This is a genomic window from Klebsiella sp. 7-CIP_Kleb., from assembly GCF_050378655.1.
GTDB classification, from domain to species: domain Bacteria; phylum Pseudomonadota; class Gammaproteobacteria; order Enterobacterales; family Enterobacteriaceae; genus Klebsiella; species Klebsiella quasipneumoniae.
In genome coordinates, this window is record NZ_JBNRLJ010000011.1 from 1 (window position 1) to 20,927 (window position 20,927).

The 20,927-nt window shown below is 56.6% G+C and carries 19 protein-coding genes and 2 tRNA genes; 14 read left to right on the forward strand and 7 right to left on the reverse strand.

The genetic code is table 11. The features are described 5' to 3' along the window. Positions 1–28 precede the first annotated feature (28 nt). Positions 29–105 (forward strand) — tRNA-Asp (locus ACQUTI_RS23680). Between the two features lie 53 nt (positions 106–158). Then, positions 159–234, forward strand: a tRNA-Trp gene (locus ACQUTI_RS23685). Between the two features lie 109 nt (positions 235–343). Here ACQUTI_RS23685 and hdfR read toward each other — a convergent pair. After that, entirely contained in the window at positions 344–1,165 is an 822-nt protein-coding gene (gene hdfR / locus ACQUTI_RS23690) for an HTH-type transcriptional regulator HdfR (RefSeq protein ID WP_004886879.1), read from the reverse strand. 118 nt (positions 1,166–1,283) lie between these two features. Here hdfR and ACQUTI_RS23695 point away from each other — a divergent pair, with 118 nt between their 5' ends. Then, a complete protein-coding gene (locus tag ACQUTI_RS23695) occupies positions 1,284–1,622 on the forward strand; it encodes a DUF413 domain-containing protein (RefSeq protein WP_004886877.1) in 339 nt (112 codons plus the stop codon). Positions 1,623–1,646: 24 nt separating this feature from the next. Here the strand turns inward: ACQUTI_RS23695 and ACQUTI_RS23700 are convergent, their stop codons facing one another. Continuing rightward, the gene (locus ACQUTI_RS23700) at positions 1,647–3,167 is read right to left on the reverse strand and encodes a YifB family Mg chelatase-like AAA ATPase (RefSeq protein WP_114508636.1); all 1,521 of its coding nucleotides are present in this window, start codon (positions 3,165–3,167) and stop codon (positions 1,647–1,649) included. Positions 3,168–3,521: 354 nt separating this feature from the next. Here ACQUTI_RS23700 and ilvL point away from each other — a divergent pair, with 354 nt between their 5' ends. From ilvL to ilvA, 7 genes are all read left to right on the forward strand, one after another. Continuing rightward, the gene (gene ilvL, locus ACQUTI_RS23705) at positions 3,522–3,620 is read left to right on the forward strand and encodes an ilv operon leader peptide (protein ID WP_001311244.1); all 99 of its coding nucleotides are present in this window, start codon (positions 3,522–3,524) and stop codon (positions 3,618–3,620) included. A gap of 87 nt (positions 3,621–3,707) precedes the next feature. Further along, on the forward strand, positions 3,708–3,758 hold the full coding sequence (gene ilvX, locus ACQUTI_RS23710) for a peptide IlvX (protein WP_175426296.1): 51 nt from the start codon (positions 3,708–3,710) through the stop codon (positions 3,756–3,758). A 2-nt stretch (positions 3,759–3,760) separates the two neighbouring features. Further along, positions 3,761–5,407 (forward strand): acetolactate synthase 2 catalytic subunit, encoded by a 1,647-nt coding sequence (gene ilvG, locus ACQUTI_RS23715; RefSeq protein ID WP_023319437.1) that lies wholly within the window; start codon positions 3,761–3,763, stop codon positions 5,405–5,407. Then, complete coding sequence (gene ilvM, locus ACQUTI_RS23720) at positions 5,404–5,661, forward strand: acetolactate synthase 2 small subunit (RefSeq protein ID WP_004886870.1); 258 nt, start codon at positions 5,404–5,406, stop codon at positions 5,659–5,661. The genes ilvG and ilvM overlap by 4 nt, the downstream gene beginning before the upstream one ends. 16 nt (positions 5,662–5,677) lie before the next feature. Beyond that, positions 5,678–6,607 (forward strand): branched-chain-amino-acid transaminase, encoded by a 930-nt coding sequence (gene ilvE / locus ACQUTI_RS23725; RefSeq protein WP_002883171.1) that lies wholly within the window; start codon positions 5,678–5,680, stop codon positions 6,605–6,607. 60 nt (positions 6,608–6,667) lie between these two features. Next, a complete protein-coding gene (ilvD, locus tag ACQUTI_RS23730) occupies positions 6,668–8,518 on the forward strand; it encodes a dihydroxy-acid dehydratase (protein ID WP_002883173.1) in 1,851 nt (616 codons plus the stop codon). Positions 8,519–8,520: 2 nt separating this feature from the next. Continuing rightward, positions 8,521–10,065, forward strand: a complete 1,545-nt coding sequence (ilvA, locus tag ACQUTI_RS23735; protein WP_002883174.1) for a threonine ammonia-lyase, biosynthetic — start codon at positions 8,521–8,523, stop codon at positions 10,063–10,065. On the opposite strand, the gene ilvY is transcribed toward ilvA, so the two are convergent. Beyond that, complete coding sequence (ilvY, locus tag ACQUTI_RS23740) at positions 10,062–10,952, reverse strand: HTH-type transcriptional activator IlvY (protein ID WP_002883176.1); 891 nt, start codon at positions 10,950–10,952, stop codon at positions 10,062–10,064. The genes ilvA and ilvY overlap by 4 nt on opposite strands. A 152-nt stretch (positions 10,953–11,104) precedes the next feature. On the opposite strand from ilvY, the gene ilvC reads away from it, so the two are divergent. Then, entirely contained in the window at positions 11,105–12,580 is a 1,476-nt protein-coding gene (ilvC, locus tag ACQUTI_RS23745; protein WP_002883178.1) for a ketol-acid reductoisomerase, read from the forward strand. 202 nt (positions 12,581–12,782) lie between these two features. Here ilvC and ppiC (ACQUTI_RS23750) read toward each other — a convergent pair whose 3' ends face one another. Both ppiC (ACQUTI_RS23750) and ppiC (ACQUTI_RS23755) read right to left on the reverse strand, forming a co-directional pair. Continuing rightward, positions 12,783–13,064 (reverse strand): peptidylprolyl isomerase PpiC, encoded by a 282-nt coding sequence (gene ppiC / locus ACQUTI_RS23750; protein WP_004886861.1) that lies wholly within the window; start codon positions 13,062–13,064, stop codon positions 12,783–12,785. 50 nt (positions 13,065–13,114) lie between these two features. Beyond that, positions 13,115–13,396 carry a peptidylprolyl isomerase PpiC gene (gene ppiC / locus ACQUTI_RS23755; RefSeq protein ID WP_004886860.1) on the reverse strand — a complete coding sequence of 94 codons (282 nt, stop codon included), beginning with the start codon at positions 13,394–13,396 and terminating at the stop codon, positions 13,115–13,117. Between the two features lie 112 nt (positions 13,397–13,508). On the opposite strand from ppiC (ACQUTI_RS23755), the gene rep reads away from it, so the two are divergent. Beyond that, positions 13,509–15,533 carry a DNA helicase Rep gene (gene rep / locus ACQUTI_RS23760; protein WP_122542211.1) on the forward strand — a complete coding sequence of 675 codons (2,025 nt, stop codon included), beginning with the start codon at positions 13,509–13,511 and terminating at the stop codon, positions 15,531–15,533. 51 nt (positions 15,534–15,584) lie between these two features. Here rep and gppA read toward each other — a convergent pair whose 3' ends face one another. Beyond that, the gene (gppA, locus tag ACQUTI_RS23765) at positions 15,585–17,075 is read right to left on the reverse strand and encodes a guanosine-5'-triphosphate,3'-diphosphate diphosphatase (protein ID WP_023319439.1); all 1,491 of its coding nucleotides are present in this window, start codon (positions 17,073–17,075) and stop codon (positions 15,585–15,587) included. Between the two features lie 117 nt (positions 17,076–17,192). Next, positions 17,193–18,458, reverse strand: coding sequence for an ATP-dependent RNA helicase RhlB (gene rhlB / locus ACQUTI_RS23770; RefSeq protein ID WP_002883222.1), 1,266 nt, complete (start codon positions 18,456–18,458; stop codon positions 17,193–17,195). Positions 18,459–18,800: 342 nt separating this feature from the next. Between rhlB and trxA the strand changes: the two genes are divergently transcribed. After that, positions 18,801–19,130: a thioredoxin TrxA gene (gene trxA, locus ACQUTI_RS23775; RefSeq protein WP_002883224.1), complete on the forward strand. Its 330-nt coding sequence runs from the start codon at positions 18,801–18,803 to the stop codon at positions 19,128–19,130. 332 nt (positions 19,131–19,462) lie between these two features. Next, positions 19,463–20,722: a transcription termination factor Rho gene (gene rho, locus ACQUTI_RS23780; RefSeq protein ID WP_002883293.1), complete on the forward strand. Its 1,260-nt coding sequence runs from the start codon at positions 19,463–19,465 to the stop codon at positions 20,720–20,722. The last annotated feature ends 205 nt before the right edge of the window (positions 20,723–20,927 follow it).

Below are 20,927 nucleotides of genomic sequence, written 5' to 3' on the forward strand. Positions count from 1 at the left end.
CGGTGGTCATAAAGCGAAAAAATTCGGTGGAGCGGTAGTTCAGTCGGTTAGAATACCTGCCTGTCACGCAGGGGGTCGCGGGTTCGAGTCCCGTCCGTTCCGCCACTTATTTAACATTAAGCCTGCTCAGATAGCAGGCTTAGTGGTAAGAAAGCTTTAGGGGCGTAGTTCAATTGGTAGAGCACCGGTCTCCAAAACCGGGTGTTGGGAGTTCGAGTCTCTCCGCCCCTGCCATTTATAAGAATCCTTTGCTCAGGCAAAGGATTTTTTTTTATCTCTACTATCCATCTGCAATATCCCTATTCAAAATACCTTGCTCCTCTCCGTCCATGGAGAGTACCGCTTATTCCAGGATAGGGCTTTTCAGGATCTCGTGGATCTGCGCCTGCTTATCGCTATTTTGTAACCAGATCGCATAGAGTGGGCGGGACAGCGTAGCGCTGTCCATGACCGTATGTAACCCATGCTTCTCTTTCGCCCAGCGAACAGGTAGCCAACAGCAGCCGCTCAGACGCGATAATTGCTGATAGATCAGTTCAGCTGAAGAGGTAGTGAGCAGCGGAACATCATCGCTTCCTATCAGACCCACTTCGTTTTGCTGAAAGTCGGGCCCCCATTCAAGGCGCAAGTAGTTCAATTCATTTCTGTTTTTTGCAGGCGATGTGCAATACAGGGCAAGAGTAAAATTACCCAACAGCTGGCTGCTTAATTCATCCATCTTCGGCGATTCGGTGGTGATCAGCAGATCCAACTGGCGTTCGTGAAGCTGTTTAACCAGCGACTGCCGCTGCGCGATACGCGCTTCAAACTGGAGATTGTAAGGTGCGCTGTAGAGGGTGCCGAGCCAGCCGTTAAGCATGCATTCCCACAGCGAGGCGCTGGCCCCGATGGAGAATTCATTATGTCGCGAAGAGTGTGCGACCTCCTTGCGCGCAGCCTGCCAGGTATTCATTAGCGTTTCGGCGTAGGGCAGGAGCTTTTCTCCGGCGGTCGTCAGGCGAATGTTATTACGATGTCGGGTGAACAGGTTCACACCAAGTTGATTTTCCAGCTGACGAATACGAAAGCTGACCGCTGACTGCGTCAGGTAAAGCGCCTCTGCTGCTCGCCCAAAGTGACGAGTTCTGCTCACTTCCAGGAAAGTCTTGAGCAATTCCGTATCCACACCGTTCTCCACAAAATTATTTGTCGTGATGATTTAAATGTTTTGTTTGACGCTCTGTCAAGCGTAACTAATACTCCGCGCCATAAATAGCTCGGCCAAAGAATCAGGAGCGTGTAGGATGGCGGAAAGCTTTACGACGACTAATCGTTTTTTCGACAATAAAAATTATCCACGCGGGTTCTCCCGTCACGGTGATTTCACCATCAAAGAGGCGCAACTGCTGGAACGTCATGGTTATGCCTTTAACGAACTGGAACTGGGTAAACGCGAACCTGTTACCGATGATGAAAAACAGTTTGTCTCGGTGTGCCGTGGTGAGCGTGAGCCGGTAACGGAAGCAGAACGCGTATGGATTAAGTATATGGCGCGCATCAAGCGGCCGAAGCGTTTCCATACTCTTTCCGGCGGCAAACCGCAGATGGAAGGCGCTGACGATTACACCGAAAGCGATGACTAAGAAAAAAGGGCGTAAGCCCTTTTTTTACGCCATCATTTTCTGCAGATGGTTTAGCATCCGGTCTATCGCCCGATAGCTGAGCGCCTCCTGCAAATGACGGCGTTCAATCTCTTCAGCCTCTGCCAGATCGGCAATGGTTCTCGCCACCTTTAACAGACGCTGCCAGGCTCGTATAGAGAGCCCCAGCTGCGTTAGCGTCTGTTCCAGCCAGACAGCGTCCTCCCGCCGTAAGTGGCAGCAGCTCTTCATTTCACGATTCTCAAGATGCGCATTGAGCTTATTTTGTCTGAGCATTTGCCGTTCGCGCGCCGCCAGCACCCGTTGTCGGACCGTTGCGCTAGACTCTTCGCCCTGCGTGCCCTTGCTCAGTATCCCTGGCGGCGGCAGCGGGATCTCTAAGGAGAGATCGAAGCGGTCAAGGAAGGGGCCTGACAGACGTCCCAGATAACGTAATGTCTGCTCAGGCGATGTACGATTATGTTTGCCCTGATAATGCCCTGTCGGGCTTGGGTTCATCGCCGCGATAAGCTGAAAGCGCGCCGGATAGTCAATTTTGGCGCGCGAGCGTGATATGTGGATCTTGCCTGACTCAATGGGTTCGCGCAGCGCATCCAGTACACGCCGCTCAAACTCCGGCAGTTCATCAAGAAACAGCACGCCATTATGGGCCAGGGAAATCTCACCGGGGACCGGTATCGAGCCGCCGCCCACCATCGCTGCCAGCGAAGCGCTATGATGAGGTGCGCGAAACGGCCTCTGACGCCACCGGGTCTTCGCGGTATGCAGATTGACCAGGCTCTGAATGGCCGTGCTCTCCAGGGCTTCCTGATTGCTTAATGGCGGCAGGAGACCGGGTAGCCGGCTGGCAAGCATGGTTTTCCCGGTGCCGGGTGGGCCGATCAGGAGCAGGTTGTGACCCCCTGCGGCCACAATCTCCAGCGCTCGTTTGCCCTGCTGCTGGCCGATAACATCGCGCAGATCTTCGCCGCGTTCATCAACAGAGGGTGCCTCGGCGAGAGGCGGCGAAAGCGATGTCTGCCCCGCGAGAAAAGCACACACCTCCTGCAGATGGTCGGCGACCAGGCAATCGCTGCCGCCGATCAGGCCGACCTCAGCCGCATTATCAGAGGAGACGACGATGCGCCGGCCGGCTTTGATGGCCTCCATTGCGCTGGGGATCGCCCCTGGAACGCCGCGTAACCCACCTGTGAGGGCGAGTTCGCCCACAAACTCATATTGATTCAGTCGCGTCGTGTTGAGCTGCTCTGAGGCAACGAGAAGCGCGAGAGCGATAGGTAGATCGTATCGCCCGCCCTCTTTAGGCAGATCCGCTGGCGCCAGGTTAATGGTTATTTTCTTCGCAGGGAAAGCGTAGCCGCTGTTGATCAGGGCGCTGCGAACCCGGTCACGGGCCTCTTTCACGGTGGTCTCCGGCAGTCCGACCATAGTCAGGCCGGGCAGACCGTTGCTGAGATGAACCTCGACAGTAATCAATGGCGCTTCGATACCGAGCGCCGCGCGGGTATAGACGATGGCGAGCGACATAAAACCTCCTGGACCAGGCAGGATTATGGCTGACCTGTGTTAAAACGGGATCGGTAATAGTCAGAAGTTAGGACCATAAATCCATACTTTTCGCGCCATATTGTTACATTTAGCCGAAACTGGAAGTTCGCTCGCAAAACAGAGCGGCGTTGGGAAGGAGGGCGCAAAAGAGCGCGGCAGGCGAGAGAAAACTGAGTTTTTTTCATCTTCGAATTTTTTCATATAAAACAATTATTTTTGCTGAAACTGTTAGGCTGCTCAGCAACAGAGATATAAAAAAATCTTGTGTTTTATGTGATGTCTGTGGTACCTCTTTAGGTATTCCTTCGAACAAGAAGCCAGAAAGTACAGAAAATGACAGCCCTTCTACGAGTGATTAGCCTGGTCGTGATTAGCGTGGTGGTGATTATTATCCCACCGTGCGGGGCTGCACTTGGACGAGGAAAGGCTTAATAATCAAGCCTTAACGAACTAAGACCCCCGCACCGAAAGGTCCGGGGGTTTTTTTATAACTGAAATAACCTAAGCGAGGAGCAGATGATGACTTTTAGCATAAAATTCTGTTTCTCCCGATTTATGACGGGGAACTAACTATGAATGGCGCGCAGTGGGTGGTACATGCTTTGCGGACACAGGGGGTCGACACCGTTTTTGGCTATCCGGGTGGCGCAATTATGCCGGTTTACGATGCACTGTATGACGGCGGCGTGGAGCACCTGCTGTGCCGGCACGAGCAAGGGGCAGCCATGGCGGCCATTGGTTATGCGCGAGCAACCGGTAAAACCGGGGTATGTATCGCGACTTCCGGCCCGGGCGCAACCAACTTGATCACCGGCCTGGCGGACGCTTTGCTTGACTCCATCCCTATTGTCGCTATCACCGGCCAGGTGGCCGCACCCTTCATCGGCACGGATGCGTTCCAGGAGGTAGACGTTCTCGGTTTGTCACTGGCCTGTACTAAGCACAGTTTCCTCGTGCAGTCTCTGGACGAGCTGCCGCGGGTCATTGCTGAAGCTTTCCAGGTGGCAAACTCAGGCCGTCCAGGCCCGGTGCTGGTTGATATCCCTAAGGATATTCAGATGGCGCAGGGCGATCTCGATCCCCATTTCTCTATGGTCGCCGATGAGATGGCATTCCCGCAGGCGGAAGTGGCTCAGGCTCTGCAGATGCTGGCTCAATCGCAGCAACCGATGCTGTATGTTGGCGGCGGGGTCGGCATGGCGCAGGCGGTACCGGCGCTGCGCGAATTCCTCGCAGTGACCCGGATGCCGGCGACCTGCACCCTGAAAGGGCTGGGCGTGGTGGACGCCGATTACCCGTATTATCTCGGCATGCTGGGAATGCACGGCACCAAGGCGGCCAATCTGGCGGTACAGGAGTGCGATCTGCTGATCGCTGTCGGCGCGCGCTTTGACGATCGCGTGACTGGCAAGCTCAACACCTTCGCGCCGCATGCCAAAGTGATCCATATGGACATCGATCCGGCGGAGCTGAACAAGCTGCGCCAGGCGCACATTGGTCTGACCGGCGATCTGAACCGCTTGCTGCCGGCGCTGCAGCAGCCGTTAGCGATCGATGGCTGGCGCGAGCGGAGTGCCGCACTGCGTGCCGATCACGCCTGGCGTTACGATCATCCCGGTGAGGCTATCTACGCGCCGCTGCTGCTGAAACAGCTTTCCGACCGCAAGCCGGCGGACAGCGTGGTGACAACCGACGTAGGCCAGCATCAGATGTGGTCGGCTCAGCATATGACCTATAGCCGCCCGGAAAACTTCATCACCTCCAGCGGCTTAGGCACCATGGGCTTTGGCCTGCCGGCCGCCGTTGGTGCCCAGGTGGCGCGCCCTAACGATACGGTGATCTGTATCTCTGGTGACGGCTCCTTCATGATGAATGTGCAGGAGCTGGGCACCGTAAAACGCAAGCAGTTACCGCTGAAGATCGTATTACTCGACAACCAGCGGTTAGGGATGGTTCGACAATGGCAGCAGCTGTTTTTCCAGGAACGTTATAGCGAAACCACTCTGACTGATAACCCTGATTTCCTCACGCTGGCCAGCGCCTTCGGTATTCCTGGCCAACACATCACCCGTAAAGACCAGGTTGAAGCGGCACTCGACACCATGCTTTCGAGCCAGGGGCCATACCTGCTTCATGTCTCAATCGACGAACTTGAGAATGTCTGGCCGTTGGTGCCGCCCGGCGCCAGTAACTCTGAAATGCTGGAGAAATTATCATGATGCAACATCAGGTCGCTTTACAGGCACGTTTCAACCCGGAAACCTTAGAGCGCGTGCTGCGCGTTGTCCGTCACCGTGGTTTTCAAATCTGCGCAATGAACATGGAAACCGCAGCGGACGCACAGAACATAAATATCGAATTGACCGTTGCCAGCCCGCGGCCCGTCGAATTACTGTTTAGTCAATTAAGTAAACTGGTCGACGTTGCCTGCGTCGAGATCCAGCAACCCACATCACAACAAATCCGCGCCTGAGCGCAAAGGAAGAAAAATGACGACGAAAAAAGCTGATTACATCTGGTTCAATGGCGAGATGGTTCCGTGGGGCGAAGCGAAAGTTCATGTGATGTCCCATGCGCTGCACTATGGCACCTCGGTATTCGAAGGCATCCGTTGCTACGACTCGCACAAAGGCCCGGTGGTGTTCCGTCATCGCGAACATATGCAGCGTCTGCATGACTCAGCCAAAATTTATCGTTTCCCGGTCTCCCAGAGCGTCGACGAACTGATGGAAGCCTGCCGCGAAGTCATTCGCACTAATAATCTGACCAGCGCTTATATCCGCCCGCTGGTGTTTGTTGGCGATGTCGGCATGGGGGTAAACCCGCCTCCGGGTTACAACACTGACGTGATCATCGCGGCGTTCCCGTGGGGAGCCTACCTCGGCGCAGAAGCGCTGGAGCAGGGGATCGATGCCATGGTCTCTTCCTGGAACCGCGCGGCGCCGAACACCATCCCGACGGCGGCGAAAGCCGGCGGCAACTATCTCTCCTCGCTGCTGGTTGGCAGCGAAGCGCGTCGCCATGGCTACCAGGAAGGTATCGCCCTCGATGTTAACGGCTATATCTCTGAAGGCGCTGGCGAAAACCTGTTTGAAGTGAAGGACGGCGTGCTGTTCACTCCGCCGTTTACCTCTTCCGCGCTGCCGGGCATTACCCGCGACGCCATCATCAAGCTGGCGAAAGATCTCGGTATTGAAGTCCGCGAGCAGGTATTGTCCCGTGAATCCCTGTACCTGGCGGATGAAGTCTTCATGTCCGGCACCGCGGCGGAAATCACCCCGGTACGCAGCGTGGATGGCATCCAGGTCGGCGCAGGCCGTCGCGGTCCGGTCACCAAACGCATTCAGGAAGCCTTCTTTGGCCTCTTCACCGGTGAAACAGAAGATAAATGGGGCTGGTTGGATCCGGTAAGTAAGTAATTAAAAATGGGACGGCACGCACCGTCCCATTTAATAAACACAGATGGGAGTAAAAAGAGCATGCCTAAGTACCGTTCCGCCACCACCACACATGGCCGCAATATGGCGGGCGCCCGCGCGTTGTGGCGCGCAACCGGGATGACCGATGCCGATTTCGGCAAACCGATTATCGCCGTCGTTAACTCCTTTACCCAGTTTGTTCCTGGGCACGTGCACCTGCGCGACCTCGGCAAACTGGTTGCCGAGCAGATTGAAGCCGCCGGTGGCGTGGCCAAAGAATTCAACACCATCGCAGTGGATGATGGGATCGCCATGGGCCACGGGGGTATGCTCTATTCACTGCCATCCCGCGAGCTGATCGCCGACTCGGTGGAGTACATGGTTAACGCCCATTGTGCGGATGCGATGGTCTGTATCTCCAACTGCGACAAAATCACCCCGGGGATGCTGATGGCTTCCCTGCGCCTGAACATTCCGGTGATCTTTGTGTCCGGCGGCCCAATGGAAGCCGGGAAAACCAAGCTGTCAGATAAAATCATCAAGCTCGACCTGGTGGATGCGATGATCCAGGGGGCGGATCCGAAAGTGTCCGACGAGCAGAGTAATCAGGTGGAACGGTCCGCCTGTCCGACCTGCGGCTCCTGTTCCGGGATGTTCACCGCCAACTCCATGAACTGCCTGACCGAAGCGCTGGGTCTGTCGCAGCCGGGTAACGGCTCTCTGCTGGCGACCCACGCCGATCGTAAGGAGCTGTTCCTTAACGCCGGGAAACGTATCGTTGAGCTGACCAAACGCTATTACGAGCAGGATGACGCTTCCGCGCTGCCGCGCAATATCGCCAGCAAGGCGGCCTTTGAGAACGCCATGACGCTGGATATCGCCATGGGCGGTTCCACCAACACCGTTCTGCACCTGCTGGCGGCGGCGCAGGAAGCTGAAATCGACTTCACCATGAGCGATATCGATAAGCTTTCCCGCAAAGTGCCGCAGCTGTGTAAGGTGGCGCCGAGCACGCAGAAATACCATATGGAAGATGTGCATCGCGCCGGCGGCGTGCTGGGCATTCTGGGCGAGCTGGACCGCGCCGGGCTGTTGAATCGCGAGGTCAAAAACGTTCTCGGCCTGACGCTGCCGCAGACCCTGGAACAGTACGATGTGATGGTGACCCAGGACGACGCGGTGAAAAAAATGTTCCGCGCCGGGCCGGCGGGCATCCGTACCACCCAGGCGTTCTCGCAAGACTGCCGCTGGGATACGCTGGATGACGATCGCGCCGAAGGCTGTATCCGTTCTCTGGAACACGCTTACAGCAAGGACGGCGGCCTGGCGGTGCTGTACGGCAATTTCGCGGAAAACGGTTGTATCGTGAAAACCGCCGGCGTGGACGACAGCATCCTGAAATTTACCGGTCCGGCGAAAGTGTATGAGAGCCAGGACGATGCGGTTGAGGCCATCCTCGGCGGTAAAGTCGTTGAAGGTGACGTCGTGGTGATCCGCTACGAAGGGCCGAAAGGCGGGCCGGGGATGCAGGAGATGCTTTACCCCACCAGCTTCCTGAAGTCGATGGGGCTGGGCAAAGCCTGCGCGCTGATCACCGATGGCCGTTTCTCCGGCGGCACCTCAGGGCTCTCTATCGGTCACGTCTCACCGGAAGCGGCGAGCGGCGGCAACATTGCGCTCATTGAAGATGGCGACATGATCGCGATTGATATTCCGAACCGCAGCATCCAGCTGCAGCTGAGCGATGCGGAAATTGCGGCGCGTCGTGAAGCCCAGGAAGCGCGTGGCGACCAGGCGTGGACGCCGAAGAATCGCCAGCGTCAAGTCTCCTTTGCCCTTCGCGCCTACGCCAGCCTGGCGACCAGCGCCGACAAAGGCGCGGTTCGCGATAAATCGAAACTGGGTGGCTAATCATGGCGGATTCACAACCCCTGTCCGGCGCCCCTGAGGGCGCCGAATACCTGAGAGCAGTGCTGCGCGCGCCGGTTTATGAAGCGGTGCAGAAAACGCCGCTGCAAAAAATGGACAAACTCTCTTCTCGCCTGGATAACGTTATTCTGGTGAAGCGCGAAGATCGCCAACCGGTACACAGCTTTAAGCTGCGCGGCGCCTACGCGATGATGTCCAGCCTGACCGCGGAACAGAAATCCCACGGGGTGATCACCGCCTCGGCGGGCAATCATGCCCAGGGCGTGGCGTTCTCCGCATCGAGGCTGGGCGTTAAGGCGCTGATCGTGATGCCGGTAGCGACCGCCGACATCAAAGTGGATGCCGTTCGCGGCTTTGGCGGCGAAGTGCTGCTGCATGGCGCCAACTTTGACGAAGCGAAGGCGAGGGCGATTGAGCTGGCGCAGCAGCAGGGCTTTACCTGGGTGCCGCCGTTCGATCACCCGATGGTCATCGCCGGTCAGGGAACCCTGGCGCTGGAGCTGCTGCAGCAGGATGCCCACATCGACCGCGTGTTCGTCCCGGTGGGCGGCGGCGGCCTGGCGGCAGGCGTGGCGGTGCTGATCAAGCAGCTGATGCCGCAGATTAAAGTGATCGCGGTGGAAGCGGAAGATTCGGCCTGCCTGAAGGCGGCCCTGGACGCCGGTCATCCGGTGGACCTGCCGCGCGTCGGCTTGTTTGCCGAAGGCGTGGCGGTCAAACGCATCGGCGATGAAACCTTCCGTCTGTGCCAGGAGTATCTGGACGACATCATCACCGTCGACAGCGACGCTATTTGCGCGGCGATGAAGGATCTGTTCGAAGATGTGCGGGCGGTGGCAGAGCCTTCCGGCGCGCTGGCGCTGGCGGGGATGAAGAAATATATCGCTCAGCACAATATTCGCGGTGAGCGACTGGCTCACATCCTGTCCGGGGCCAACGTCAACTTCCACGGTCTGCGCTACGTGTCTGAGCGCTGCGAGCTAGGGGAACAGCGCGAAGCGCTGCTGGCGGTGACGATCCCGGAAGAGAAGGGCAGCTTTCTGAAGTTTTGCCAGCTGCTGGGGGGCCGCTCGGTGACGGAGTTCAACTACCGCTTTGCCGATGCCAAAGACGCCTGTATTTTTGTCGGGGTACGCCTGAGTCGTGGCCTGGAAGAGCGCAAAGAGATCCTCCAGTTACTGAACGACGGCGGCTACAGCGTGGTGGATCTCTCTGATGATGAGATGGCTAAGCTGCATGTGCGCTATATGGTCGGCGGCCGACCGTCCAAAGCGCTGCAGGAGCGGCTGTTCAGCTTCGAGTTTCCGGAATCGCCGGGGGCGCTGCTGAAGTTCCTGCACACCCTCGGCACCCACTGGAATATTTCGCTGTTCCACTACCGTAGCCACGGCACCGACTATGGTCGGGTTTTGGCGGCCTTCGAGCTGGGCGAGCACGAGCCGGATTTTGAAACCCGTCTTAATGAACTGGGCTATGAGTGTCATGATGAGACCCATAACCCGGCATTCCGCTTTTTCCTCGCGGGCTAGTGGTTCGGCAGAATTTTCCAGAAAGCATCAATAAGCGGCTCATGCAGCCGCTTTTTTTGTGCGCAAACGCCGAGCTCAAACGGGGTTTGCTCATCGCTGCGCTCCAGGATCATCACCCTGTTGCGTACCGGCTCCGGACTGTTCTCCAGCACCACTTCCGGCAGCAGCGCCACGCCGCATCCCAGGGCGACCATCGACACCATCGCTTCGTGCCCGCCGACGGTGGCGTAGATCGACGGATTGCTGATTTTATGCCGCCGAAACCACAGCTCGATGCGCCGACGTACCGGCCCCTGGTCGGCCATGATAAAGGGCACTGTCGACCAGTCGGGGCGCTCGACGGTCACCTGGTTGCGCACCGGGCAGGGAAGGGCCGGGGCAATTAACACCACGGCGAGGTTCTCCAGCATCGAAAACGCCACCGACCCTGGCAGAGTCTCCGGCTTACCGGCAATCGCCAGGTCGGCTTCGCCGGTGACCACCTTCTCCATGGCGTCGGCGGCGTCGCCGGTCGACAGCTTGATCTCCACCGAGGGGTGCGCGGCGCGAAAGCGGTCGAGGATCGGCGGCAGATGGCTATAGGCGGCGGTGACGGAGCAGAAGATGTGCAACTCGCCGGAGAGCGAAGGGCCCTGCTGATCGATGACGTGACGAAGCTGCTGATACTGCAGTAAAGTCTGTTGGGCAAAGGTACGTAACTCTTCCCCGGCTTCGGTAAGGGTCACCGTGCGATTATCTCGCACGAACAGCGGCTGGCCGAGGTCCTCTTCCAGACGCTGGATCTGGCGCGAAAGCGTCGACGGGCTGACATGCATGGCCCGCGCGCTGCGGCCAAAATGGCGGCTTTCCGCCAGATGCAGAAAGGTTTTCAGATCGCGTAAATCCACGGCGCGTACTCCCCGGTTTTGTATTTCATAAAATGCAACGTGACGTTGTGAATATATCAATTTCCGCAATAAAATTCCTGTCATATAGTAAGTTCATTCTCGCAAAAGCGAACCGAACAATAAGCACGACACAACATCACGGAGTTACAGACATGGCTAACTACTTTAATACACTGAACCTGCGCCAGCAGCTGGCACAGCTGGGCAAATGCCGCTTTATGGCGCGCGACGAATTCGCCGATGGCGCAAGCTACCTTCAGGGTAAAAAAGTGGTCATCGTCGGCTGCGGCGCGCAGGGCCTGAACCAGGGTCTGAACATGCGTGACTCCGGCCTGGATATCTCCTATGCGCTGCGCAAAGAAGCGATCGCCGAGAAGCGCGCCTCCTGGCGTAAAGCGACCGAAAACGGCTTCAAAGTCGGCACTTATGAAGAGCTGATCCCGCAGGCGGACCTGGTGGTTAACCTGACTCCGGACAAACAGCACTCTGACGTTGTGCGCTCCGTACAGCCGCTGATGAAAGACGGCGCGGCGCTGGGCTACTCCCACGGTTTCAACATCGTGGAAGTGGGCGAGCAGATCCGTAAAGACATCACCGTGGTGATGGTGGCGCCGAAGTGCCCGGGTACCGAAGTGCGTGAAGAGTACAAACGCGGTTTCGGCGTACCGACGCTTATCGCGGTACATCCGGAAAACGACCCGAAAGGCGAAGGCATGGCCATTGCGAAAGCATGGGCGGCGGCGACCGGCGGCCATCGTGCGGGCGTGCTGGAATCTTCCTTCGTTGCCGAAGTGAAATCTGACCTGATGGGCGAGCAGACCATCCTCTGCGGCATGCTGCAGGCGGGTTCTCTGCTGTGCTTCGACAAGCTGGTGGCGGAAGGTACCGATCCGGCGTATGCAGAAAAACTGATTCAGTTCGGCTGGGAAACCATCACCGAAGCGCTGAAGCAGGGCGGCATTACCCTGATGATGGATCGCCTCTCTAACCCGGCGAAACTGCGCGCTTATGCGCTCTCCGAGCAGCTGAAAGAGATTATGGCGCCGCTGTTCCAGAAACACATGGACGACATCATTTCCGGCGAATTCTCCTCCGGTATGATGGCGGACTGGGCGAACGACGATAAGAAACTGCTGACCTGGCGTGAAGAGACTGGTAAAACCGCGTTCGAAACCGCGCCGCAGTATGAAGGTAAAATCGGCGAGCAGGAGTACTTCGATAAAGGCGTTCTGATGATCGCGATGGTGAAAGCGGGCGTTGAGCTGGCCTTCGAAACCATGGTGGCCTCCGGCATCATCGAAGAGTCCGCTTACTACGAATCACTGCACGAGCTGCCGCTGATCGCCAATACCATCGCCCGTAAGCGTCTGTACGAGATGAACGTGGTTATCTCTGATACCGCTGAATATGGTAACTACCTGTTCTCTTACGCTTGCGTACCGCTGCTGAAAGAGTTCATGACCACCCTGCAGACTGGCGACCTGGGTACGGCGATTGCCGAAGGCGCGGTAGACAACGCTCAGCTGCGTGATGTTAACGAAGCCATTCGCAGCCACGCTATTGAGCAGGTTGGTAAGAAACTGCGCGGTTATATGACCGATATGAAACGTATCGCGGTAGCCGGCTAATTCCTCGTCGTCTTTCGACTTGCCGATGCGTTGGCTACGGTACGTACACCCCAGTCACATAGTAATCTATGTTCACGGGGATGTACCTCCTTGCCGCCTTCCGGCAAGCCGAAATCCATAGAGGAATGGATTTGTTTAATAGGCCTGATAAGCGAAGCGCCATCAGGCAAAAACCCGGAGATTAAGATCCCCGGGTTTTTTATTATTTCCGGTACAGCACTTTGATGATGTGGTAGCCGAACTGGGTATGCAGCGGGCCGGTTGGCTCCAGCACCGGGCAGGAGAAAACCACTTTATCGAACGCCGGCACCATCTGGCCCTGGCGGAACTCACCTAAATCACCGCCGCGTTTGCCTGATGGGCAAATGGAGTGCTTCTTCGCCAGCTTACCGAAGTCGGCGCCGTTTTTAATCTGCTCCAGAAGATCCAGAGCCAGTTTCTCTTCTTTAACAAGAATATGCAGTGCTGCTGCTGTTTTTGCCATGATCGTGCCTTGAATAGGTTGAGATAAATCGGGGCGCAATATACCACGCGTCAGCGGCGATAAAGCACCTTAATGATATGGTAGCCAAATTTGGTTTTTACCGGACCGTAGGGCTTGAGAAGTGGGCAGCTAAAGACCGCCTGATCGAATGGGCCGACCATCGCGCCTTGCTGAAACTCCCCCAGATCGCCGCCGTTACGCCCGGACGGGCATTTCGAATAGCGCTTTGCCAGATGATCGAAGCTGATGCCGCGTTCCAGTTTGGCAAGGATCTCCTGGGCCAGTTTCTCTTCTTTGACCAGGATATGCAGGGCTGCTGCGGTCTTTTTCATGGTTCTGCTCTACGGGTTAATCGCGATTTCTTCACTTTACCATCAGTCGGTAAATCTCGGCTCCGCTTTCTGCTACAATCGCCACCCCGTTCGAAGATTGAGCAAGACTCCCATGCGTTTAAACCCTGGCCAACAACAAGCCGTCGAATTTGTAACCGGACCTTGCCTGGTGCTGGCGGGCGCCGGCTCCGGTAAGACCCGCGTGATCACCAATAAAATCGCCCACCTGATCCGCGGCTGCGGCTATCAGGCGCGCCATATCGCGGCCGTGACCTTTACCAACAAAGCCGCGCGCGAGATGAAAGAGCGCGTTGGGCAAACGCTGGGGCGCAAAGAGGCGCGCGGGCTGATGATTTCCACCTTCCACACTCTGGGGCTGGATATCATCAAGCGGGAATACGCCGCGCTGGGCATGAAGTCTAACTTCTCCTTATTCGACGATACTGACCAGGTGGCGCTGCTCAAAGAGCTGACCGAAGGGTTGATCGAAGATGACAAAGTGGTGCTCCAGCAGTTGATCTCGACGATCTCCAACTGGAAAAACGATCTGAAAACCCCGGCGCAGGCCGCCGCGGGTGCGAAAGGCGAACGGGATCGCATCTTCGCCCACTGCTATGGACTGTACGATGCACATATGAAGGCCTGCAATGTCCTCGATTTTGACGATCTGATCCTGCTGCCGACGCGGCTGCTGCAGCGCAATGAGGAGGTGCGCGAACGCTGGCAGAATAAGATCCGCTACCTGCTGGTGGATGAGTATCAGGATACCAACACCAGCCAGTATGAGCTGGTGAAGCTGCTGGTGGGCCAGCGGGCGCGTTTTACAGTGGTAGGCGACGATGACCAGTCGATCTACTCGTGGCGCGGCGCGCGGCCACAGAACCTGGTGCTGCTCAGCCAGGACTTCCCGGCGCTGCAGGTTATCAAGCTTGAGCAGAACTATCGCTCCTCCGGGCGTATTCTGAAAGCCGCTAACATTCTGATCGCCAACAACCCGCACGTTTTTGAAAAGCGTCTGTTCTCCGAACTGGGATACGGCGCTGAGCTGAAAGTGCTCTCCGCCAACAATGAAGATCATGAAGCGGAGCGCGTGGCCGGGGAACTGATCGCCCACCACTTTATCAATAAAACCAATTACAAAGACTACGCGATCCTTTATCGCGGCAATCACCAGTCGCGGGTCTTTGAAAAGATGCTGATGCAGAACCGCATCCCGTACAAAATCTCCGGCGGCACGTCGTTCTTCTCGCGCCCGGAAATTAAAGATCTGCTGGCCTATCTGCGCGTGCTGACCAACCCGGACGACGACAGCGCCTTCCTGCGTATCGTCAACACGCCGAAGCGCGAGATCGGCCCGGCGACGCTGCAAAAGCTCGGTGAGTGGGCGATGGGCCGCAACAAAGGATTGTTCACCGCCAGCTTTGATATGGGTCTTAGCCAGACGCTGACCGGGCGCGGCTATGAATCACTCACCCGCTTCACCCACTGGCTGCGCGAGATCCAGCAACTGGCCGAACGCGAGCCGGTCAACGCCGTGCGCGACTTGATCCGCGGGATTGATTACGAATCCTGGTTGTATGAAACCTCGCCCAGCCCGAAAGCCGCGGAAATGCGCATGAAAAACGTCAACCAGCTGTTCACCTGGATGACCGAGATGCTGGAAGGCAGCGAAATCGATGAGCCGATGACCCTGACGCAGGTGGTCACCCGCTTTACGCTGCGCGACATGATGGAGCGCGGCGAATCGGATGAAGAGCTGGATCAGGTGCAGCTGATGACCCTCCATGCCTCAAAAGGGCTGGAGTTCCCGTATGTTTACCTGGTGGGCATGGAGGAGGGATTGCTCCCGCACCAGAGCAGCATTGATGAAGATAATGTCGATGAAGAGCGCCGGTTAGCCTACGTGGGCATCACCCGCGCGCAGAAAGAGCTGACCTTTACGCTCTGTAAGGAGCGCCGGCAGTATGGTGAGGTGGTGCGCCCGGAACCGAGCCGTTTTCTGCTGGAGCTACCCCAGGACGATCTGATTTGGGAGCAGGCGCGCAAAGTGATTACCGCTGAAGAGCGAATGCATAAAGGACAGGCTAACGTGGCGAACATTCGCGCCATGCTGGCAAAAGCTAAAGAGAAAGGATAGCGATAAGCTGGCCGGGTAAGGCGAAGCCGCCGCCCGGCAATGTTCAGCGTATTACTTCACCTCAAGCACCCAGTGCACATAGCTCTGCCACTGGCATTCCTGTTCGATCAGCTCAGCCCCAAGCGGGTGATTATCCAGCCAGTTTTCCGGCAGCGTCAGGGACAGTTTTTCATCATCGGCCACAAGATTGATGGCGGGCAGCAAATCGTCACGCCGCCGGCTGGCAAAGAGGATCGCCAGTCGCAGCAGGCGACAAAGATGTTCGGCAACTCGCGGCGGGACGGCATTCTGCTGATGAAGCGATGAGAGGTCGATGGCGTTAGTCTGGTTAAGCAGCAGCGTCGCAATCAGCTTCTTCTGCGCCGGGGTAAAGCCGGGCAGGTCGAGATTATTGACCAGATAGGCCGCGTGCTGCGGCGCGCGCTTAAAATCCACGCTCAGGCCAATTTCATGCAATGCACAGGCGCTGAGGAGCAAGTCGCGGCTTAGCGGATCCAGCTCCCAGCTGCCGTCCAGCTGGCTGAGCAGGTGGCTGGCGAGACCAGCGACGCGCTGGGCCTGTTCGGTGTCGATCATAAAACGACGCTGAATATTACGCAGAGTGCGGCTGCGGATGTCCTGTTCAACGGAGAGATGCAGCATGCCGTACACCAGACCTTCACGTAACGCGCCGCCCGCGAGGGTCATACACTGAATATTCAGTTCGCTGAAGATAGCGATAAGGATCGCCAGCCCGCTTGGAAACACCAGCGCTCGCTCAAGGGTTAAGCCTTCGATCTCCAGCTCTTCCAGGCGTCCGCACTGAATGGCGCGCTGTTTAAGCTGCTGGAGTTTGGTCAGGGTGATCCGCTCATCCATCCCCTGCGCCATCATAATTTCCTGCAGAGCCTGAACGGTGCCGGAGGCGCCAACGCACACTTTCCATCCGTGATAGCGCAGCACATCGGCGACGGGCAGCAGCACCTCACGCGCGGCCGCCTCGGCAAGATCGAAATTTTCTTTCGTCAGGCTGCGATCGGCGAAATAGCGTTCAAGCCAGGTCACACAGCCCATCGACAGGCTAAATAGCGAGGTCGTTTGCGCGCCGGTTCCGGTCACCAGTTCGGTGCTGGCGCCGCCGATATCGACCACCAGACGCTGATCGGCGCCGCCGGTGGTGTGGGCGACCCCCTGATAAATCAGACGCGCTTCTTCTTCGCCGCTAATGACCTGTACCGGACTGCCGAGGATCTCCTGCGCTTTCGCCAGGAATTCGCCGGCATTGACGGCAAGACGCAGCGTGGCGGTGGCCACGACGCGGATTTGCGCCGGCGGAATATCCTGCAGGCGTTCGGCAAACAGGCGTAAGCACTGCCAGCCGCGCTCCATCGCTTCTGCGGAGAGCGTGTTGTCGCTATTCAGGCCGGCGGCAAGACGGACTTTGCGCTTAATGCGGCTCAGTGTCTGGATACTGCCAGCCACCTCGCGCACCACCAACATATGGAAACTGTTGGAGCCCAAATCAATGGCGGCATACAGCGAGGTGGAGCTCATGCTCTTCATCGTTCAGAAGGCTCCCTGGTCGACGGGGCGCTTGTGCCCAATCCGTGTAACTGAGCGGGTTGCCGGGGAAGCGCGCCCTGGCACATTCTGAATGATTGAGCGTATAGCATAGATTTCTTAACCTGAACGACGACGATTGCGCGGTGGACCGTTGCGGCGCGGGCCGTTGCCTGGGCGAGCACGGGTCAGGCGCAGCGGCTTCGGCAGATCGGTCATCAGCGCGTCCGGGTTGTACTTGCTGACCGGAATTGAGTGACCAATATAGGTTTCGATAGCCGGCAGGTTCAGCGCATACTCTTCGCAGGCGAGGCTGATGGAGTGACCGCTTGCGCCAGCGCGACCGGTACGGCCAATGCGGTGAACGTAATCTTCGCAATCGTCTGGTAGATCGTAGTTAAAGACGTGGGTCACGGCCGGAATGTGCAAGCCACGAGCGGCAACGTCAGTCGCGACCAGGATATCGAGGTCGCCGCGGGTAAATTCTTCGAGAATACGCAGACGTTTTTTCTGCGCCACGTCGCCGGTCAGCAGACCTACGCGATGGCCGTCGGCGGCGAGATGGCCCCAGATATCTTCACAACGATGCTTGGTATTGGCGAAGACGATGGCGCGATCGGGCCACTCTTCTTCCAGCAGCGTCTGCAGCAGGCGCATTTTTTCTTCGTTGGACGGGTAGAAGAGCTCTTCTTTAATACGGTGGCCCGTTTTCTGTTCCGGCTCAACTTCAACGTACTCGGCGTTGTTCATTTGTTCGAACGCCAGTTCGCGTACGCGATAGGAAAGGGTCGCGGAGAACAGCATGTTCAGACGCTGAGTGGCCGGCGGCATGCGGCGGAACAGCCAGCGGATATCTTTAATAAAGCCGAGATCGTACATGCGATCGGCTTCGTCCAGCACGACGACCTGAATGGCGCCGAGGTTAATGTGGTTTTGCTTCGCGTAATCGATCAGACGACCGGTGGTGCCGATCAGGATATCGACGCCGCTTTCCAGCACTTTCAGCTGCTTATCGTAGCCGTCGCCGCCGTAAGCCAGACCCAGCTTCAGACCGGTGGCCTGCGCCAGCGGTTCAGCGTCCGCGTGGATCTGTACCGCCAGTTCACGCGTCGGCGCCATAATCAGCGCGCGCGGCTGGTTTACCTGGCGATCGGCGATAGCCGGGTGAGAGAGAAGATAATGAAACGTCGACGTCAGGAACGCCATCGTTTTACCGGTACCGGTTTGCGCCTGCCCGGCGACATCGCGGCCTTCCAGCGTCAGCGGAAGGGCGAGGGCCTGAATAGGTGTGCAATTATGAAACCCTTTCTTTTCAAGGGCTTCAATGACTGCCGGGTGCAGGGCGAAGTCGGAAAACTTCTGTTCTGTTAAATGTGTTTTGCTCATAGTGTGGTAGAATATCAGCTAACTATTGCATTAAGAAAGCGTATCCGGTGAAATAACGTCAACCTTTCGTTGGCGGTGTGCGAAATTATTCAAGGTACGTCTACGGTAACTGAACGAATCCAGGATAGCTTAGACCACTAAGCGAGTCGGGAGCGATAAATCTGCAGCATGCAGTTCGCGTTCGGGCAACCCTGGCGTCAAAAGGTGGGTCCATGATGGATCGCGCCAGTTGGCAGACCAGAGAATTGAGGTATCCTGAAGAATAGCGTGCATAACGTAGCTGCAGCGCGTCGTTGATGGCTACGACACCAACACACCAGGCTTATTCCTGTGGAGTTAAATATGAGCGATAAAATTATTCACCTGACTGACGACAGTTTTGACACGGACGTACTCAAGGCTGACGGGCTGACCCTCGTCGATTTCTGGGCAGAGTGGTGTGGTCCGTGCAAAATGATCGCCCCGATTCTGGATGAGATCGCTGAAGAGTATCAGGGCAAACTGACCGTAGCTAAGCTGAACATCGACCAGAACCCGGGTACCGCGCCGAAGTACGGCATTCGCGGCATCCCAACCCTGCTGCTGTTCAAAAACGGCGAAGTGGCGGCCACCAAAGTTGGCGCCCTGTCCAAGGGTCAGCTGAAAGAGTTCCTCGACGCCAACCTGGCGTAAGCGAATTGCTGTTCCGGCGTCCAGATTCCTATTTTTTGCGGAACTCTGGACGCCCGGCTGGAGTCGTGCTAAGTTAATCCACAGACTTCGTTTTAAACATACCTTGTTTGAATCTTGTTTTACCCGAAGCATCCCGCAAAAAAATGCGCGTGAAGCTATTAATTCCGGGCTTTTCACTCATTCCGTCTAGTCGTTTCAGTTCTGCGTTCTTTCCTGTGACCAGGCAACGTACAGACACGAGATGAAGGCCGTTAACAGGCATGGAAGTTCCTGCCATACCATTCACAACATTAAGTTCGAGATTTACCCCGAGTTTAAGAACCCACACCACTATGAATCTTACCGAATTAAAGAATACGCCGGTTTCTGAGCTGATTACTCTCGGCGAAAATATGGGGCTGGAAAATCTGGCTCGTATGCGTAAGCAGGATATTATTTTTGCCATCCTCAAGCAGCATTCGAAGAGTGGCGAAGATATCTTTGGCGACGGCGTACTGGAGATACTGCAGGATGGATTTGGATTCCTCCGCTCCGCAGACAGCTCCTACCTCGCCGGCCCTGACGACATCTACGTATCCCCCAGCCAAATCCGCCGTTTCAACCTCCGCACTGGTGACACCATTTCCGGTAAGATTCGTCCTCCGAAAGAGGGTGAGCGTTACTTTGCGCTGCTGAAAGTTAACGAAGTTAACTACGACAAGCCGGAAAACGCCCGTAACAAGATCCTGTTCGAGAACTTAACGCCGCTGCACGCGAATTCTCGTCTGCGTATGGAGCGTGGTAACGGTTCTACCGAAGACTTAACCGCTCGCGTACTGGATCTGGCTTCCCCGATTGGCCGCGGCCAGCGTGGTCTGATCGTCGCGCCGCCGAAAGCCGGTAAAACCATGCTGCTGCAGAACATCGCGCAGAGCATCGCTTACAACCATCCGGACTGCGTGCTGATGGTGCTGCTGATCGACGAACGTCCGGAAGAAGTGACCGAGATGCAGCGTCTGGTCAAAGGTGAAGTCGTTGCTTCCACCTTCGACGAACCGGCATCCCGTCACGTTCAGGTTGCTGAGATGGTTATCGAGAAAGCGAAACGTCTGGTTGAACACAAGAAAGACGTTATCATCCTGCTCGACTCCATTACCCGTCTGGCGCGCGCCTACAACACCGTGGTCCCGGCTTCCGGTAAAGTGCTGACCGGTGGTGTGGACGCTAACGCCCTGCACCGTCCGAAGCGTTTCTTCGGCGCAGCGCGTAACGTTGAAGAGGGCGGTAGCCTGACCATCATCGCCACGGCGCTGATCGACACTGGCTCCAAAATGGATGAAGTTATCTACGAAGAGTTTAAAGGCACCGGTAACATGGAGCTGCACCTCTCTCGTAAGATTGCTGAAAAACGCGTCTTCCCGGCTATCGATTACAACCGTTCCGGTACGCGTAAAGAAGAGCTGCTCACCACTCAGGAAGAGCTGCAGAAAATGTGGATCCTGCGCAAAATTATCCATCCGATGGGTGAGATCGACGCGATGGAATTCCTCATTAATAAACTGGCAATGACTAAGACGAATGATGACTTCTTCGATATGATGAAGCGCTCGTAAGGTAAAAAAAGCCAGAAACGCCACGCCTTTGCGTGGCGTTTTCATTTTGGGATTTGTATGATCCAGAGACAGAGAAAGCGGGACGAAAGTTGTCGTATAATGGCGCCGGACAGCAGGCGGAGACAGCTTTAACAGACTAAAATCTATACAATAAATTTGTAATGTTCTGCTTTTCCCCTTCTGGAGTTGGGGCATCATCGCTATA

Excerpts from the sequence above, each read along its gene's own strand:
- trxA (WP_002883224.1), top strand. The coding sequence starts at position 18,801 with ATGAGCGATAAAATTATTCACCTGACTGACGACAGTTTTGACACGGAC.
- gppA (WP_023319439.1), bottom strand. The coding sequence starts at position 17,075 with ATGAAGAGCATGAGCTCCACCTCGCTGTATGCCGCCATTGATTTGGGC.
- ilvD (WP_002883173.1), top strand. The coding sequence starts at position 6,668 with ATGCCTAAGTACCGTTCCGCCACCACCACACATGGCCGCAATATGGCG.
- ilvC (WP_002883178.1), top strand. The coding sequence starts at position 11,105 with ATGGCTAACTACTTTAATACACTGAACCTGCGCCAGCAGCTGGCACAG.
- ACQUTI_RS23695 (WP_004886877.1), top strand. The coding sequence starts at position 1,284 with ATGGCGGAAAGCTTTACGACGACTAATCGTTTTTTCGACAATAAAAAT.
- rep (WP_122542211.1), top strand. The coding sequence starts at position 13,509 with ATGCGTTTAAACCCTGGCCAACAACAAGCCGTCGAATTTGTAACCGGA.
- ACQUTI_RS23700 (WP_114508636.1), bottom strand. The coding sequence starts at position 3,167 with ATGTCGCTCGCCATCGTCTATACCCGCGCGGCGCTCGGTATCGAAGCG.
- ilvG (WP_023319437.1), top strand. The coding sequence starts at position 3,761 with ATGAATGGCGCGCAGTGGGTGGTACATGCTTTGCGGACACAGGGGGTC.
- ilvE (WP_002883171.1), top strand. The coding sequence starts at position 5,678 with ATGACGACGAAAAAAGCTGATTACATCTGGTTCAATGGCGAGATGGTT.
- rhlB (WP_002883222.1), bottom strand. The coding sequence starts at position 18,458 with ATGAGCAAAACACATTTAACAGAACAGAAGTTTTCCGACTTCGCCCTG.
- ilvL (WP_001311244.1), top strand. The coding sequence starts at position 3,522 with ATGACAGCCCTTCTACGAGTGATTAGCCTGGTCGTGATTAGCGTGGTG.
- ppiC (WP_004886861.1), bottom strand. The coding sequence starts at position 13,064 with ATGGCAAAAACAGCAGCAGCACTGCATATTCTTGTTAAAGAAGAGAAA.
- ilvM (WP_004886870.1), top strand. The coding sequence starts at position 5,404 with ATGATGCAACATCAGGTCGCTTTACAGGCACGTTTCAACCCGGAAACC.
- rho (WP_002883293.1), top strand. The coding sequence starts at position 19,463 with ATGAATCTTACCGAATTAAAGAATACGCCGGTTTCTGAGCTGATTACT.
- ilvA (WP_002883174.1), top strand. The coding sequence starts at position 8,521 with ATGGCGGATTCACAACCCCTGTCCGGCGCCCCTGAGGGCGCCGAATAC.
- ppiC (WP_004886860.1), bottom strand. The coding sequence starts at position 13,396 with ATGAAAAAGACCGCAGCAGCCCTGCATATCCTGGTCAAAGAAGAGAAA.